The 15941-nt window shown below is 62.4% G+C and carries 13 protein-coding genes; all 13 read right to left on the bottom strand.

Annotation, left to right across the window (positions count from 1 at the left end; translation table 11 throughout):
* Positions 1-9: 9 nt before the first annotated feature.
* The gene (locus OKA05_RS25970; protein ID WP_264490136.1) at positions 10-210 is read right to left on the bottom strand and encodes a hypothetical protein; all 201 of its coding nucleotides are present in this window, start codon (positions 208-210) and stop codon (positions 10-12) included.
* 12 nt (positions 211-222) lie between these two features.
* On the bottom strand, positions 223-600 hold the full coding sequence (locus tag OKA05_RS25965; protein WP_264490135.1) for a cytochrome C oxidase subunit IV family protein: 378 nt from the start codon (positions 598-600) through the stop codon (positions 223-225).
* 42 nt (positions 601-642) lie between these two features.
* A complete protein-coding gene (locus tag OKA05_RS25960; protein ID WP_264490134.1) occupies positions 643-2292 on the bottom strand; it encodes a cytochrome c oxidase subunit 3 in 1650 nt (549 codons plus the stop codon).
* Between the two features lie 56 nt (positions 2293-2348).
* Complete coding sequence (locus tag OKA05_RS25955; RefSeq protein ID WP_264490133.1) at positions 2349-4241, bottom strand: cytochrome c oxidase subunit I; 1893 nt, start codon at positions 4239-4241, stop codon at positions 2349-2351.
* A 24-nt stretch (positions 4242-4265) separates the two neighbouring features.
* Complete coding sequence (locus OKA05_RS25950; RefSeq protein ID WP_264490132.1) at positions 4266-5024, bottom strand: c-type cytochrome; 759 nt, start codon at positions 5022-5024, stop codon at positions 4266-4268.
* Between the two features lie 27 nt (positions 5025-5051).
* Positions 5052-5825: a cbb3-type cytochrome c oxidase subunit II gene (locus OKA05_RS25945; protein WP_264490131.1), complete on the bottom strand. Its 774-nt coding sequence runs from the start codon at positions 5823-5825 to the stop codon at positions 5052-5054.
* Between the two features lie 21 nt (positions 5826-5846).
* On the bottom strand, positions 5847-7355 hold the full coding sequence (locus OKA05_RS25940; protein ID WP_264490130.1) for a cbb3-type cytochrome c oxidase subunit I: 1509 nt from the start codon (positions 7353-7355) through the stop codon (positions 5847-5849).
* A gap of 33 nt (positions 7356-7388) precedes the next feature.
* A complete protein-coding gene (locus tag OKA05_RS25935; protein ID WP_264490129.1) occupies positions 7389-8186 on the bottom strand; it encodes a c-type cytochrome in 798 nt (265 codons plus the stop codon).
* 43 nt (positions 8187-8229) lie between these two features.
* Entirely contained in the window at positions 8230-9612 is a 1383-nt protein-coding gene (locus OKA05_RS25930) for a hypothetical protein (protein ID WP_264490128.1), read from the bottom strand.
* 12 nt (positions 9613-9624) lie between these two features.
* Positions 9625-10314, bottom strand: coding sequence for a c-type cytochrome (locus tag OKA05_RS25925; protein WP_264490127.1), 690 nt, complete (start codon positions 10312-10314; stop codon positions 9625-9627).
* A 45-nt stretch (positions 10315-10359) separates the two neighbouring features.
* Positions 10360-10953, bottom strand: a complete 594-nt coding sequence (locus tag OKA05_RS25920; protein WP_264490126.1) for a DUF3341 domain-containing protein — start codon at positions 10951-10953, stop codon at positions 10360-10362.
* A 40-nt stretch (positions 10954-10993) separates the two neighbouring features.
* On the bottom strand, positions 10994-12490 hold the full coding sequence (nrfD, locus tag OKA05_RS25915; protein ID WP_264490125.1) for an NrfD/PsrC family molybdoenzyme membrane anchor subunit: 1497 nt from the start codon (positions 12488-12490) through the stop codon (positions 10994-10996).
* Positions 12491-12586: 96 nt separating this feature from the next.
* Positions 12587-15910 (bottom strand): TAT-variant-translocated molybdopterin oxidoreductase, encoded by a 3324-nt coding sequence (locus OKA05_RS25910; protein ID WP_264490124.1) that lies wholly within the window; start codon positions 15908-15910, stop codon positions 12587-12589.
* Positions 15911-15941 lie beyond the last annotated feature (31 nt).

The raw sequence follows: 15941 nt of genomic DNA, 5'->3' as shown, positions 1-15941 counted from the left end.
TGATAGGTGTCAGAGGACGATGTTGCGGACCTTCTTGTAGAAGCACATGCCGTACACCGGCATGACCACCGCGAACACGGCGCTGACCGCGCCGAGCGTGGTGATGGTGCCGGTGCGGTCGGTCGCAAACGCGAAGGCCCACACGGCAAGGAACACGAAGAGCAGCGTGCTCACCGTGACGAAGACAATGTGAAAGGCGCGGAGCGACATGGCGGCGGGGCGTTAGTTATGAGGAAAGTGCTTGATGACATCCGAACCGGGAACGCCGATCTGGAATCCATCGTAGTGGATCGGGTCGGTTTCCGCGAGGGCAGTCAGGCCGAGAAGACAGATGGCGGCGACGATGCCGAAGCCGAAGAGCCAGTAGATCAGGCGCTTCTCGTGATTAAGGTGCATGAAGATCGCTGCGACGAGCGAAGCCTTCACGGACGCGATCAGCAGGCCGAGCACCATGTCGGCGATGTCGAAGCCGTGCTTGCCGACGTCGAGCGCCGGGATGGTGGCCACCGCCACGGTCAGGCCGGTGCCGGCAAACAGCACGAGGCCAATGAACTTGTAGAGGCGGAGCGACTTCTGGATTGCTTCAGGAGAATCGGCCATGGATGGAAGAGGCTGGAATCGGAAAAACGGAAACGGGGAAGATTACATCAAATACAGGATCGGGAACAGGAAGATCCAGACCAAGTCCACGAAGTGCCAGAACAGGCCGCCGACTTCGACGCGGTTGGCCAGCCACTCAGGATTGGTGAGATACATGCTCTTGCCGCAGAAGAGGTAGTAGGCGAGCACGAGCGCGCCGCCGATGACGTGCAGGCCGTGGAGGCCGGTCATCGTGAAATAGATCGCGTAGTAGGTGTTCCACGCCGGCTCGAACTTCGAGGCGAAGAGCACCTGGTCACGCGGCACTTCCAGGTGCGGAAACTTGCGCGTCTTGTAGTCGGGACCGAAGAACTCCTCCTTGAGCGCCTCCTTCGACTTCGGCATGGCGTACTTCGAGGGGTCGATCTGCACGTCGGCAAGCGACGTGTTCATGTAGTAGTCCATCTCCTGCCAGCCGATGCGATACTTGTCCTTCTCGGTCGGCACCTTGCCCTTGCTGGCAAGGAATTCCGTTAGCTGTCCCAAAGCCTTCTGTTGCTTCTCCCAGACCTCGGCCAGCTCCTTGTTCTCCTTGAGCAACCAGGATTCCTCGATCGCCTTTTCAATCGCGGCCTCGTCGTGGCGACCGACCTTCTCGGTCACCTTCATCGCGAGGTGGCGGAAGTCGAGGGCATCGACATAGTGGAAACCCATCGGGCTCTCGAGCAGCTTTCCCACCAAAGCGGTGCCGTCGCGGAGGGTGCCGGCTTCGGCTCCTTCCTGAATGTCACGCGGGCGGAAGTGGAAGGCCGTGGGAGGCTTCACTTCGAAGGCGATCGCGGCAGCCTCGGGCATCAGGTCCTTGGCAATGGCGGCTTCATCCACCTTCACATTCTGGGAAAGTTCCCAACCCTTCTTGCCGGGGTTGGCTTCGTGGGCCTTGTCCCACTCGTGGCGCAGGCTATCGATCCGCAGCTCGGAATTGTTCGCCCGCGCGGCAAGGTGCGCCTTCGTAATGTCGGCCAGCAGCTTCAGGTCGAGCTTGGTGCCCTTCTCGAAGACCACCGGCGTGCCACGGGAGGTCTGGAGTTCGAGCTTGGAAGCGAGTTCCACGCTGGCGTTGGCTTCCGCGGCATGAGCCATGATCGCCTCCACCCAGGCCTTATGGTAGCGGACGGTGTTGAAGGAGATCTGCGAGGTCTCGAAGTTGATGACGTTCTGCTCGATCTTCTTGCCCTTGTGATCGAGGGCGATCTGCTCGTCCTTCAGCTCCTCACCGTGGTGCACATGCACGCCATCCTTCGGCTGGTAGCCGAGGTGGCCTTCCACGACCGAGTAGTCCTTGGTGCGAAGCGCCTGGTGGTGGAACTTCACGTTGTACTCGATGCCCTTCAGGCCCATGAAGATGAAGGAGCAGATGACCGTGATGGCCATGTACATCTGGAACTTGCCCCACTGGCGCATCTTCAGCGACGCCCAGGCGAACACCACGGTGACCGACGAGGCGATCAGCACGAAGGTATTGATGAGGCCCGGCAGCACGGGAAGCGTCCGCTCCGGCCACGGGAAGTCCGCACCGAGGCGCAGGAAAATGTAGGCCGAGAAGAAGCCGCCGAAAAGCATGACTTCCGACGCGAGGAACAACCAGATGGCGATCTTCGAATTGAAGAGGCCCGTGTCCTTGCGTGGGGTGACGATGTAGGGGATTTCCATTGGAAAAGGAGCTGGTTTTCAGTGCCAAGTTTTCAGGCTCGGGACCGAATGGATCGTCAGTGAGCGGACGGGGTCACGGGTTTCTCGGCGGGAGCATCGCTATCCCGCTTCGGCTCTTCCCACTGCGGCAGGTAATCGTCGTCGCAATCCGGGCGGCTGTATTCATACGGGCCGCGATAGACAACCGGCTCGGTGAGGAAGTTGCCGTGGCCCGGAGGCGTCGGCGTCGCCCACTCGAGGGTGGTGGCGTGGTACGGATTGTCGCTCTCGACCTTGCGGCCGATCTTCCACGCGGTGAAGAGGTTGATCACGAAGGGGATCTGGGCCAGTGCCATCGCCCACGCGGCGACCGACATCACGATGTTCAGGTCGATGTGCTCGGCCACGGTCAGGCCGAAGACGTTGACGCTGTCCTTGGCCTTGGCGAGGTAGGCATCCCCACCATTGTACCAGCGGCGGTGGAAGCCGGCCATGCCCTGGGTAAGCATCGGGAAGAAGATCAGGTTCATGCACACCAAGGTGGGCCAGAAGTGCACGTGATTCAGGAAGCCGCTCATGTGGCGACCGGTGATCTTTGGATACCAGTGATACACCCCGGCGAAGAGGCCGAAGAGAATGCCCGGGGCCACCACGTAGTGGAAGTGGCCGATCACGTAGTAGGTATCGTGCAGGTGGAGGTCCACCAGGTTGAAGGCGAGCGGCAGGCCGGTCAGACCGCCGATACCGAACATCGGCAGGAAGGCGCAGGCCCAGATCATGCCGCCATTGAAGCGGATCGAGCCGCCCCACAGCGAAATGATCATCGAGGTGAGCAGGATCACCGACGGGATCGAGATCAGGACCGTGGTGGTCTGGAAGAAGGTCGAGACGACCGGACCCATGCCGGTGAGATACATGTGGTGCGCCCACACGACGAAGGACAGGAAGCCGAGGACGAGCACGCCATAGACCATCGCCTTATAGCCCCACAGCGGGCGGCGGGTATTGACCGGAATGATTTCCGCAACGCACGCGATCGACGGCAGCAGCAGCACGTACACCTCCGGGTGACCGAGGAACCAGAACAAGTGCTGGAACAGCAGCGGCGAACCGCCACCGGAAAGGTCGGCCATGCCTTCCTTGGCCGAATACAGGCCGGAGGGCATGAAGAAGGACGAGTTCGTGACCCGGTCCATGAGCTGCATGATGCCAGCGGCTTCCAGCGGCGGGAAGGCGAGCAGGAGCAAGAAGCCCGTCACCAGCATCGCCCACACGAAGAAGGGCATGCGCATCCAGGTCATGCCACGGGCACGCAGGTTGATGATGGTGGTGATGAAGTTCACCGAGCCTAGCAGCGAGGAAGAGATCAGTAGCACCAGGCCGATCAGCCACTGCGTCTGGCCGGCGAGCCACTGGTTGACGATCTGGCCGTCAGCGAAACCGGCGAGCGGCGAGTAATTCGTCCAGCCGGACTTGGCGGCACCCGACTCCATGAAGAAGGAGGCGCACATGATCAGGCCACCGAGCAGGTAGAGCCAGTAGCTGGTCATGTTCAGCTTCGGGAACGCCATGTCCACCGCGCCGATCTGCAGCGGTGTCACGTAGTTGCCGAAGGCACCGAAGCCGAGCGGCACGATGCCAAGGAACACCATGATGGTGCCGTGCATGGCACCGAACATGTTGTAAGTCTCACCCGTCACCTTGCCGTCCTGGAGCCAGCGGGCCTTCCAGTTTTCGGTGAAGAGCCAGCTCATCCACTCCGGCAGCGGCTCGTGCGGATAGGCGATGCTCCAGCGCATCACCATCATCAGGTAGAAGCCGAAGGCCAGGAAGGCCATGGCGGTCAGACCGTATTGGATGCCGATCATCTTGTGATCGGTCGAGAACACGTACTTCGACCAGAAGCCGGGTTCGTGGTGGTGATGGTCGTCGTGACCGTGGTGGTCAGCGGCGTGGGCGTGTGCGCTCATGCGTTTTGAAAAAGTTGGCTGAAGTTATTTGGCTTCCGCCGGTTCGAGAGTAATCGGATCGACCATCATCTTCGGATCGATGGGTTCGCCCGGAAGGTTCTTCTTGTGATCGGCATTCAGCTCGTCACCGGTGACTGGTGCCCCGGCCTTGGCGCGCTTGCTGGAGAGATCAATGGCGGCGATGCCCATCTCCTTGGTGACCACGTCGCTGGCGCTGTTGCCGAAGGAGTGACGGACGAAGTTCATGAGGTGGGCGAGATCCTCGCCGCTCAGGCCGGCAGCTTGGGACGGCATCACCCCGTAGGTTTTGCCAGTGGAGGTTGGTCCCGTAAGACCATTCAGGATAACCATGGCGAAACGCTCGGTTTCCCCGTTCACCCACTCGGATCCGGCGAGCGACGGGTAGCTGGCTCCGTCGCCCTTGCCGTCGGCACCGTGGCAACCAGTGCACTTGGAATAGGACTTCGCGCCCTTCTTGATCGAGGCTTCTAGCCACGGGATGGGCGGTAGCTTGGCACCTTCGCCGTCATCCGGAATCTGGCGAACATAGCCCTCGCGGGTGATGTCCTTGTAGGAAAACAGCGTGCCCGCCTTGCCGAGCGTCCAGCCGGCGGCGAGCAGCGGAACGGCGCACAGGATGAGCACCCAGAGCGAGACCGGCTCGGCCCCGTTTTCCTTGAGTTTGGACTCGCGCGAAGCGGCGGCGGCTCCGCGGATCACGCGCTCGTGGGCTTCGGTGACATTCACCGATTCCTCGAGGTCGGGCTTGGATGGATCGATCATCTCGGACAGGGAAAAAACAGTTCAGCCTTACGGAGCAGGAGCAGGGGCGGCGGCAGCCGGTGCGGCGGGAGCTGCAGGTGCAGCAGCCGCAGGGGTAGGTGTTGCCGCCTTGGCGGGAGCGGGGTCGATGGCCTTGGGCAGCGCGTCATCGCGCTTGAGCGAAAGCAGGTAGCTGACCAGCGACTCGGCATCGGTCGTCGGAAGGATCATGTGGCCTTCCTTGGTCGATACGGCAAGCGCCTCGGCGGGCTTCTGACCGGTGATCTCCTTGTCCTCGAAGAGGAAGCGATGCGACGGGCACTTGGAGGTCGACTTGGCGGGATCGAGGCGCGGGTTGTAAAGGTGCAGGTAGAGCCAGGCTTCCGGATCGCCACCGAATTCCTTCACGTAGTTCTGGACCCGTAGGCCGATGTTAGAGAGGTCCGGACCGAGGCGGGACACGCCGATCTGCGCGAACTTCTCGCCCTGGTAGTCGAAGACATTCGACTCGCGGCGGGTGTCGCCGCGGGTTTCGTCGGTCTTGGTGCCACCCCAGTCGGCGCGGCCGAGGTCATTGCCGGCTTCGGTGGTGCGGACCACCTGCGTGTGGCAGAGGTAGCAGCCGTTGGAGGCATACACTTCCGCGCCGTTGGCCACGCGGCCGGTGCGCTTCGGGAAATAGATGCCGGTCTTGCCATCGGCCACCTCATCGAAGGCCACCGGCTTGACGTCGCGCATCAGGAAAAACGGCACGACCACCACGCTCAGCCAGGCGATGCCGAAGGCGAGCGTGAGACCGATTGCGAAGGAGCGGAAGGTCATGGAATGGAAATTTGAAATTCCTTAGTGGGAATGGGCGGGTGCGGAACCGGGGCCGGCATTGTCGATGTCGCCTTCAGGGCCGTGGGTCGCATCGTGCAGGTCATCGTGATGGGCGTGGCCGAGCAGGGTCGGGTGCGACGAGCGGCGGCCGAGGCGCAGCCACATCAGCGCGAGGTGCACGAAGAACCAGACGTTCGAGAAGAGCAGGAAGCACCACGACAGGGTGGTCGCGACGGCATACGGGTTGGCGTAGGTCATCGCGTTTTCCCACGGCTGCTTGAAGTCTTCCTGAGCACCGCCTTGGATCAGGCCGCCGAAGACAGCCCCGACCACGATGGTCACCACCCCGTAGATCGAGAGGAAGAAGTGCATCTTGATCAGGCGGCTGGAGAGCCACTCGCGACGGGTCACACGCGGGACCACGAAGTAGATCATGCCAAAGGCGATCAAGCTGAAGAAGCCGTAGAGCGCGAGGATGTCGAAGCCATACTGCGAGAGCGAGAACTGCGTCCGCGGCAAGGTCGTCGGGACATTGAGGAGAACCGCGGCGAAGCCGGTCACCAGCAGGCCGACCAGGCCGGCCACCGTGAAGCGCAGCGACGGGCTATTCACCACGGTTTCCGGAGCACCGGCGGCGGTCTTGAGCAAGTTCACCGCGACTGCAATCGCCGGGATCGCCACCAGGATGGTCGCGGCAGCACCGACGTAGGGCAGGAAGTTCGGGATCGGCGCACCGGCCAGCTTTTGCATCCCGGCCCATGGCGCGATGATGGCGAGCGACCAGAAGCCGAGCAGCGAGAGCGTGTAGCTATACACCGGGCGGCCGGTGACCTTCGGAATCAAGTAGTAGGCCGCTGCCATGCCGGCCGGCATGAAGAACAGGAACAGCAGCGCCGAGCGATACCAGGCATTGATCGCCGCAGCCATCAGCGGGGAACCGGAGAAACCGTGGACGAAGATGTGCGCGGTGGCGAACACCCACGGGAACCAGATCAGCGAGGCCAGGATGTACCACTGGGAGATGAAGACGTGACCTAGCGGGCGGACCTTGAACTGGATCATCGACCAGATTGCGATCGCGGCGTAGGCGAGCAGCATCGGCACCCAGGCGAAGACCGGCATTTCCATCCACGGGATGCCCGTGCTCTTGCCAGCGAGGATGCCAATGATGCCGAGCGAAACGGCGAAGTTCCAGACGTGGCCGGCGGTGAGGATCAGGCCGGCGGCGCGGCACTCCTGCCGCGACAGGCGGGCCATCAGCCAGACCAGGAAACCAAAGGCGGCCTGGCAGCCCCAGCCGTAGATCAGCGCATTCATGTGCGCCGGTTGCACGCGGCCGTAGCTCAGGAAGCCCCAACCCGCGAGGAACTCGGGGCTGTGGACCTTGGCCGACGAGATGATGCCGAGCAGGATGGCCACGGCCAACCATGCGGCCCCGCTGGTGAAGAAGAACATCACCGGGTGGCGCAGCGAAAGGTCGATCTCCGCGCGGCGGATCGCGTCGGAAGTCTGGGATGAGGCGGCGGACATGGAGTGAAAGGGAAAGGATCGGATCAGATCAGATCAGGGCTTGATCAGTTCGGCCTCGGTGAGCATCGGCTTGCCGAGCTCCGAGCGGAGCTTCTCGACTTGGTCCGGAAGCACCGGAGCGGCCTTGTTGCCGAAGCTGTTGCGGATGAAAGTGAGCACCGAGGCGATGGTTTCGTTGTCCTGGGTCGCGATGATCGGGGTCATCGGTGCAAGCGGCGTGTAGAGAGCACCCTTGATATGCATCGGGCCTTGGAGACCGCGGAGCTGGATGCGGATGAGGTTCGAAACCGGACCTGTCACCCATTCGGATCCCGCAAGCGGCGGGCCGACCGGACCGCCTTCGCCAGCCGGACCGTGGCAGGCCATGCACATCATGTAAGTCGCCTGACCCTTGGCCATCACGGCGGGATCGATCGGGCTGTCAGCGGCGGGGGTCATCTTGTCCACGGCCGCGAAGTCGGCGGAAGGTCCTCCCGCAGCAGCAAGCTGGCGATCCGAATTCGGAATGATCTGCTCCGGCTTCTCAATGGCGGCTGCCTTCTGCGAAACCAGCGTTTCACCGAGGTGAGCGAAGACGTCGTGCGGCGGCACCTGCACGACCTTGCCCTTCTCGACTTCCTTGTAGGCGAAGCCGGCAGCCTGCGCCTCGTCGGTGGCCTTGCGGAGTTCGTAGCGCTTCACCGCGGCTTCTTCTTCCAGCGGGTTGCTCTCCGAGGTGTCGGAGGAGAACAGCTTCAGCGCGAGCACGATCACGCCGAAGAGCGAGAAGACACCCAGCGCCCAGAAGAAGGCGGAGAAGCGGGTCAGAGGATTGTCGCTGGACGAGGACATCGAAGGGAAAGTTCCAAGTAAGAAGTGCGAAGTGCCAAGGGAATCAATTCGAGACGTTGGCGGACTCGAGGATGCGCGGGTCGCGGTGCGGGTAGGTCGCGGTCTTGGTGAGGGCGCGCAGGTAGAAGAAGATGAAGCCCGAACCCACCGCAAGGAAGGCGAGGATGTCGCCCCAGAATGCGCCGGGAACCGAAGTGCTGACGTGAAGGAAGTCGGCGAGGCGCTTGTCTCCGGCGAAGGCCATGCCGTAGAGCGAAACCGAGCGCTCCGGGATGGTGATGATGTAGTGGTCGAGCACGTGCATCAACAGCGTGTAGCCGGCCATGATCGAGAGCATCTTCGGGTTCTTCTTCAGCCAGGCCTGCAGCAGGATGACGAAGGGAATGACGAAGTGGCAGAAGACCAGCGCGATGCTGGCGGTGTTCCAGCCGCCGGTATTGCGGTCGAGGAACCACGTGGTTTCCTCGGTGATGTTCGCATACCAGATCAGGAAGAACTGCGAGAAGGCGATGTAGGCCCAGAAGATCGTGAAGGCCAGCAGCAGCTTGCCCATGATGTGGTAGTGCTCGGGACCCGTCACGTGCTTCAGGTAGCCGGCCTTCTGCATCAGGGCGGCAGTGATGATGATCACGGCCATCGAGTTCAGCGCGGCACCGGCGAAGATGTAAACGCCCCACATGGTGGAGAACCACGCGTAGCTCATGCCCTGCAGCCAATCGATGGCGGCGAAGGTGATGGTGATCGCGAAGATGATCAGCGTGTAGGTCGAGTGGAAGCGGGCCTTGAACAGGTTCTTCGTGGTCGGATTCGGATCGGTGTCCTGATTGACCGAGAACTTCCGCAGCGTGCGGATCACCAGACCGAGGCCGATGAAGTAGAAGAAGAAGCGGGCATACCAGGCGAACTGGTTCATGTACCAGTTCTTGTTCGCCAGAAGGCCTTCGTGGTTAGCCATGAGGGCGTCCTTCATCGACTTCGTGCCGTAGAAGCCAAAAAGGCTTTTGACATCGCTTTCAAAGACGGCCCCACCGGCCTCGCGGTGCGCATTCATCCACTCATAGAGCCACTGCTGGACCTGCGGGAACAGCAGCGGGACCGCGAAGATGAACATGTAGGGAAACACTGAGCCAAGGTTCTCCATGATGCGACGGACCGAAGTCCCCCACCCTGAGTTGGAAACATTGTGCAGCAGCGTCCAGAAGCAACCCCCGGCAGCCAGCGTGAAGAAGAAGAACATCGCGAACAGCCACGAGTAGGCGAACGGGGCGGCGATCTTCGGGCCGGTGAAGAAGAGCAGGTAAACGCTGATCAAGCCAAGCAGGACGGCTGCGCCGCCCGCGAAGCGCTTGACGGTCTCGACCTTGGAATTGACGAGACGCTCGCCGTCAACCGGGATGTCGGCAGAAGTGACGTGGTGGTGTGCCATCGGGGAAAATGATTACGGGGCTTGCGCGGCGATACCCTTGTCGAAGGCGTCCTTCACGGCATCGTAAGGAGCCTTGCGGGCGAGTTGCAGGGCGCGGATGTAGGCGACGACCGCCCAACGGTCGCGCAGGGCGATGTTGTGCTTGTACGGTCCCATGTTGCCCTTGCCTTCGGAGATCACGTAGAAAAGGCGGCCATCCGGGTAGGTGGCTTGCGCGTAAGTATCCTGTGTCAGGTTGGCGATGCCGGGCACGCCGAAGTGGCCGGTCATGCCTTGGCCGTCGCCCGACTTGCCGTGGCAGATCGCGCAGTTGACGTTGAAGACCTCTTCACCGCGCTTGAGGAAGGCACCGACGTTTTCGGTGGTCAGGCCGAGCGCTTCCGGCATGCCGTTCGCGAAGTAGTCGTCGATGCCGCCGGTGGCGAGGTGGCCGGTGCCGCCGCCGAACTCTTGCTCGGGGATGCCGCCGATTTCCTTCAGGCCTTCCGGGTTGAGACCCAGTGCCTGGGTGCCGTGGACCGGCTGGCGCGCGCCTTGGCCGTCAGCGAAGAATTCACTCGGCTTCTGGGGCTTGATCTTGTCCTGCTCATCCATGTCCGGGAACAGCCGGATCGGCGCGTCCGGGGACTTGCCGCCACGCATCGGCATCAGGCCGATGAACAGTGCTGCGATGATCGCGTAGGCGAGGAAGAAGTATTTCACGACGGGAAATCTGAAATTGGGAATCGGTAATCTGAGGTCCGGGGATCAGTCCTCTTCTTCGACGAGTTCGATGCTCTTTCCGCCGATTTCCTCAAGGAACTGGCGGGTGCCTTCAGGGGTGAATTTTGGATCGCGGGCTTCCAGGGCGATGAAGAATGCATCGTCGGTCGCGCGGTGAAACTGGCGGCTGGCGAAAAGCGGGTGATTCAGGCGCGGCAGCTTCATCAGCGCCAGCAGGCCGAACAAGGTGGTGAAGCCCGAGAACAAGATCGTGAGCTCGAACATGATCGGGAAGAAGGCCGGCACGGTGAAGATGTTCGCCGGCTTGGCCTGCACCACCGTCGGGTAGCTTTCGATCGCGTTGTTCATTCCCGGCAGCCAGCCCCAGATCTCGGTCTGGGTGGCGGAGGCGAGGAAGAACCCGGTGAAGGTGCCGAGCATGCCGCCGAAGAAGACGAACCAAGGCAGGATCGAGCGCTTCATGCCCATCGCACCATCAAGGCCGTGTACCGGATAGGGCGTGTGGCAGTCCCATTTGCGGTAGCCGGCGTCGCGCACCTTTTCCGCGGCCTTGTAAAGGGCGGAGGCGCTGCCGAACTCGGCCAGGTAACCGTAAACTCGTTTGCGGGTAGTACTCACTGTTGGAAGTGCCAGGTAAGAAGTTCCAGGTGCCCAGGGATCACGCTTTGGCTTCTGCCGCGCCTTTGGAGTGAAGCTCGTGCTGGTAGGCCGCCACGGCTTCGGCACCGTGGTCGGGGTGATCGTGCTTGTCGTCGTGGTGCGGGTCGGACTCGAGCAGGGTCCACTTCACCTCGGCGATGTTGATGCAGGGCAGGAAGCGCAGGAAGAGGAGGAACAGCGCCAGGAACATGCCGATGGTGCCGATGAACAGCGAGATCTCCACCCAGCTCGGCGAGTAGGTCTTCCAGTCGCCCGGCAGGAACATCCGTCCCAGGGTGCCGACGATGATGACGAAGCGCTCGAACCACATGCCGACGTTCACGCACATCGCCACGGCCATCACGACCCAGAGGTTCTCGCGGCAGGCCTTCCACCAGAAGAGCTGCGGGGAGAGCACGTTGCAGGACATCATCGCCACGTAGGCCCACCAATACGGGCCGGTGATGCGGATGCGGAAGGCCTCCATTTCATAGAGCGCGCCCGAGTAGTAGGCCACGAACAGCTCCATCAGGTAGGCGTAGCCGACGATCGTGCCGGTCAGCAGGATGATCTTCGCCATGTTGTCGATGTGCTTCATCGTGATCAGGTCGTGCAGCCCATAGAGCTGGCGGGCCGGGACCATGATGGTGAGCACCATCGCGAAGCCACCGAAGATGGCGCCTGCGACGAAGTATGGCGGGAAGATCGTGGTGTGCCAGCCGGGGACGACGGAGGTGGCGAAGTCGAAGGACACGACCGAGTGCACCGAGAGCACCAGCGGCGTAGAAAGGGCTGCCAGAAGGAGGTAGGCCATTTCATAGTGGCTCCACTGGCGGTTGCCGCCGCGCCAGCCTAGGGAGAAGATGCCGTAGAGCATCTTGCGCAGGCCCGGCTTGCACCGGTCGCGGATGGTCGCGAGGTCCGGCACCATGCCGAGATACCAGAAGATCAGCGAGATCGTGAAGTAGGTCGAAACGGCGAACACGTCCCACAGCAGCGGCGACTTGAAGTTCTGCCAGATCGCATTGGCGTTCGGGATCGGCGCGAGGAACCACGCCATCCACACGCGGCCGACGTGGAATGCCGGGAAAATGCCGGCGCACATCACCGCGAAAATCGTCATCGCCTCGGCGGCGCGGTTGATCGACGTTCGCCAGTTTTGCCGCGTCAGGAAGAGCACGGCGGAGATCAGGGTGCCGGCGTGGCCGATACCGATCCAGAACACGAAGTTCGTAATGTCCCAGCCCCAGAAGGTGCGGTTGGACATGCCCCACACGCCGACACCAGTCGACACGAGGTAGGTCAGGCTGAGCCCGACGCCGACCATGGCAATCAGCGCGGACGGGATGAACAGCAGCCACCACAACATGGGCTGGCGGTTCTCCAGCACGCTGCAGATGCGCTCGGTGATCCAGTGATAGGAGCGGCCGTTCAGAATGAGCTTTTCACGCTCCAGGACCGGAAGTTTCGGTCCTTGGCGTGTCGTGCTCGGCGCGTGTTCGGTGGCGGAGGCCATGGATGAATGGGAAATTAGGAAAATTGGGTTAATTGGGTCATTCGGGCCTTAGTCGCTCAATTTCTCAATTAACGAAATCAACTCATCACGAAGTGATCAGTGCATGTGAATGGTGGCTTTGCCGACAAAGGCGGCATCCGGCATTCCGGGATTCGGGTTCTTGACGCGTGCCAGGTAGCTGGTGCGCGGCTTGGTGCCGATGTAGTTGAGGAGGTCGTAATTCCGGTCCACCGCCTTGGCGCGGTTCATGACCGCCTTGTCGCCGTCCTTCATGTTGCCGAACTCGATGCCGCCGGCCGGGCAGGCCTCTTGGCAGGCGACCTTCACGGAGTCCACCGGGATGCGCAGCGTGTGCGTGGTGACCTGCGAATCCGGCGAAGCCTTGCCGGCGAGCAGGGCTTCCTGCTTCTGGCCGCGCTTCTGGCGGATCTTCGCGTCCTTGAGGCGCTGCACGCAGTAGGTGCACTTTTCCATGACGCCGCGCATGCGGACCGACACGTTCGGGTTGCGCTGGAGGTGCGGCGCGGTGCCGACCTGCTTCTCGCCGAAGGGACCCTTGTAGAGGTTGTGCGGAACGAGCGGGTTGCGCTTGTTGTAGTCGAAGAAGTTGAAGCGGCGTGCCTTATACGGGCAGTTGTTCGCGCAGTAGCGGGTGCCGATGCAGCGGTTGTAGGCCATCACGTTGAGGCCGTCCTCGCTGTGGACCGTGGCGTTGACCGGGCAGACGGTCTCGCACGGCGCGCTTTCGCACTGCACGCAGGCCACCGGCTGCGGCACGAACGACGGATTGCCGGGGTCGAAGTCGTTGTGCCCGTCGATCGCGTAGTAGCGATCCATGCGGATCCAGTGCATTTCACGGCCGCGGGCGACCTGCTCCTTGCCGACGATCGGGATGTTGTTCTCCGCCTGGCAGGCGATGAGGCAGGCGTTGCAGCCCATGCAGGAGGACAGGTCGATCGACATGCCCCACTGGTGGAGCTCGTCCCAGTTGTGTTTGACGCCCTTGTTGTCCTCCTGCTTGTAGAGGGAAATGTTCGGCGGTGCGTGGCTGTCGTTGCCCTGCAGCTTCACCTCGTGGAGCTGCTTCGCGAAGTCGCCCTTCTCCTTGTCCGTCTGGGTCGAAACCTCGCGGGCGAGCGCACGGCCATACATCGCGTGGTGCTCTTGGATGACGGCCAGCGGGTAGCGCTTGCCGGTCTTCTCAACGGCGGCACCGGTGACGAAGTAGGATGCGGCGGCGGTGCGCAGCGGGTAGGCATTGAAGCCGGAGTTCAGGCCGACCTGGCCGGTGGCACCGGTGTTCTTCGGCCCGCGGTCGAACTTGTCCTCATCATCGAAGCCCTGGCCGTAGCCAAGTGGCAGCACGATGGTCTTTTCGGCCTGGCCGAAGGAAATCATCACCGGGATCTCGAGCGAGGCTCCGTTGACCGTGATCTTGATCATCGGGCCGGTGCGGTGCTCACCTTCGCCGTCTTCGCCGACGTTGGTGCGCTTGCCGAGCGCGCTGACCTTCTCCAGCTCGACGATCTCCTCGTAGAGATCCATGTCCTTCGCGGTCTGCGGCGCGATCAGCGCGGCATTGTCCCAGCAAAGCTTGGAAATCGGATCGGGCGCTTCCTGCAGCCAGCCATTGTCGATCCAGCGGCCGTCGTAAACCGAGGCGTCGGTCGCAAAGATGACCTCATAACCATCGGTCGCCGCCGCCGGCGCGGAAATGGCACCGCTAGGAACGGTCGCGGAAACGGCCTCGAACGAGGTTCCGGGTTGGAAGCCGTCGCGCAGCAGCTTCTTCCAAGCATCGGTGCTCTTGCCGCCGATCGCTTCGAAGGTCTTCTTCACCGCGTCGTAGGCCGGCGAGGGCTTGCCTTCGGCACCTTCACCGGTGACCAGCTTGCCCTCGTCGGTCAGTAGGGCGGAAAGGATTTCCAGCTCGCTGGCGCAGTCGGAATAGAGCGGCAGGATCATCGGCTGGACGACCGTGTAGACACCATTGACCGTGCGGGCGTCCGACCAGCTTTCGAGGTAGTGGCTCGATGGCACGTGCCACGTCGCGGCCAGCGCGGTGGCGTCGGTGCGTTCGCCAAGGTGGATGACCGTCTTTGCCTTGGCGAAGGAGTCGGCAATCTTCAGGTCGGTCGGAGCGTCGAGGATCGGATTGGCCGGGGTCAGCAGGATCAGCGTGTCGATCGCGCCGCCGTCGAGGTCACCCTTGAGCGCGGCGATGTCGCCGAAGCCTTCGTTCTCCGTGCGGAGGTAGCGCAGCGGCTTGCCTTCGCCGACGTTGCCGAGCTTCTCGTTGATTGCGGCGACCAGCGTCTGGATCGCATCCGGCAGACGGGATCCGGCGAGCACGACGGACTTGCCGGCGGAGCCTTGAAGATCGGCCACCAGCGGCTTCAGCCAGGAAATCGTCTTCTCATCCGTCGTCGCAGGCACACCCGCGGCCTGCGAAACGCCGAGCGCGCTGGCGATGTAGGCGGCGATGCCCAGCAACTGGCTCGGTGCCACGCGCAAGCGGTGATCGGCCATGCCGCCGGTCAGTGAGTAGGCGCTCTCGACCGCATAGAGGCGGTTCATCGAGGCGGCATCGGCCTTCTGCGAGTAGTCTCTTCCTTCCGGCTTGCGGCGTTCGAAGAACGGGACCGTCGAGCCTTGGAAATCCAGTGAGCCGAAGTCGCAGTCGATCGCGACGACCCGGTCGGCCTTCGCGAAATCGGCCACCGCGCGGACACCATCGCCGAACAGCTTCGAGCCGCTCAGCGCTTCGTAGGCGTAGAATTTCGCGGCGGTGAACTTGGTGCCGAGTTCCTTCACCAGGCGCGAGCGCGTCGGGGAAACATCGTCACCGAAAACGAAACCAACCTTGGCCGACTTGTCAGCGGCGAGGGCGGCCAGCACGGTCTCGAACTCGGCGCGGGTTCCCGGCTTGCTCTGCTTCAGCACCTTGCGTGAGCGCGAGGGCGAATACAGGTCGAGCACGGAGGCCTGCGTGAAGGCATCGGTTCCGGAGGTGTCCGGGTGCAGCGTGTTCGGAGCGACCTTGGTCGGGCGGCCTTCGAAAGTGGTCACCACCAGCGGCACCGCGCCGGAGGCGGTGGGACGGCTGGAAGCATAATAGGTCGCCTTGCCGGGGATGACCCACTCGGGCGCCTTGTTATAAGGAACGATGTAGCTTTCCGGGCGGCGGCAGGCGGCCATGCCGAAGCCGGCCAGCGCGGTTGAAGCACCCATCAGCTTGAGGAAGGACCGGCGCGACGTCTCGGCGTCCTCCTCACTGTTCATTTCCGCGACTCCCTGCGGGAATTCGCGCTCCATCCAGGAACGGAATTCCGGAGTGTCCTCGAGCTGACCGAGGCTGCGCCAGGAAACGGTGGTTTCACCGGCGGGGACTTCGGGATGTTGCCAGATGCGTTTGCTCATGGGCGGCGGAAATTCAAGAGATCAGGGAAAA

The sequence above is a fragment of the Luteolibacter arcticus genome (assembly GCF_025950235.1).
Lineage (GTDB): Bacteria > Verrucomicrobiota > Verrucomicrobiia > Verrucomicrobiales > Akkermansiaceae > Haloferula > Haloferula arctica.
The sequence above is the reverse complement of the archived record's forward strand: the minus strand, read 5'-3'. Positions and strand labels throughout refer to the sequence as shown.

Coding starts and splice junctions, on each gene's coding strand:
- OKA05_RS25970 (WP_264490136.1), bottom strand. CDS start 210: ATGTCGCTCCGCGCCTTTCACATTGTCTTCGTCACGGTGAGCACGCTG.
- OKA05_RS25965 (WP_264490135.1), bottom strand. CDS start 600: ATGGCCGATTCTCCTGAAGCAATCCAGAAGTCGCTCCGCCTCTACAAG.
- OKA05_RS25960 (WP_264490134.1), bottom strand. CDS start 2,292: ATGGAAATCCCCTACATCGTCACCCCACGCAAGGACACGGGCCTCTTC.
- OKA05_RS25955 (WP_264490133.1), bottom strand. CDS start 4,241: ATGAGCGCACACGCCCACGCCGCTGACCACCACGGTCACGACGACCAT.
- OKA05_RS25950 (WP_264490132.1), bottom strand. CDS start 5,024: ATGATCGATCCATCCAAGCCCGACCTCGAGGAATCGGTGAATGTCACC.
- OKA05_RS25945 (WP_264490131.1), bottom strand. CDS start 5,825: ATGACCTTCCGCTCCTTCGCAATCGGTCTCACGCTCGCCTTCGGCATC.
- OKA05_RS25940 (WP_264490130.1), bottom strand. CDS start 7,355: ATGTCCGCCGCCTCATCCCAGACTTCCGACGCGATCCGCCGCGCGGAG.
- OKA05_RS25935 (WP_264490129.1), bottom strand. CDS start 8,186: ATGTCCTCGTCCAGCGACAATCCTCTGACCCGCTTCTCCGCCTTCTTC.
- OKA05_RS25930 (WP_264490128.1), bottom strand. CDS start 9,612: ATGGCACACCACCACGTCACTTCTGCCGACATCCCGGTTGACGGCGAG.
- nrfD (WP_264490125.1), bottom strand. CDS start 12,490: ATGGCCTCCGCCACCGAACACGCGCCGAGCACGACACGCCAAGGACCG.
- OKA05_RS25910 (WP_264490124.1), bottom strand. CDS start 15,910: ATGAGCAAACGCATCTGGCAACATCCCGAAGTCCCCGCCGGTGAAACC.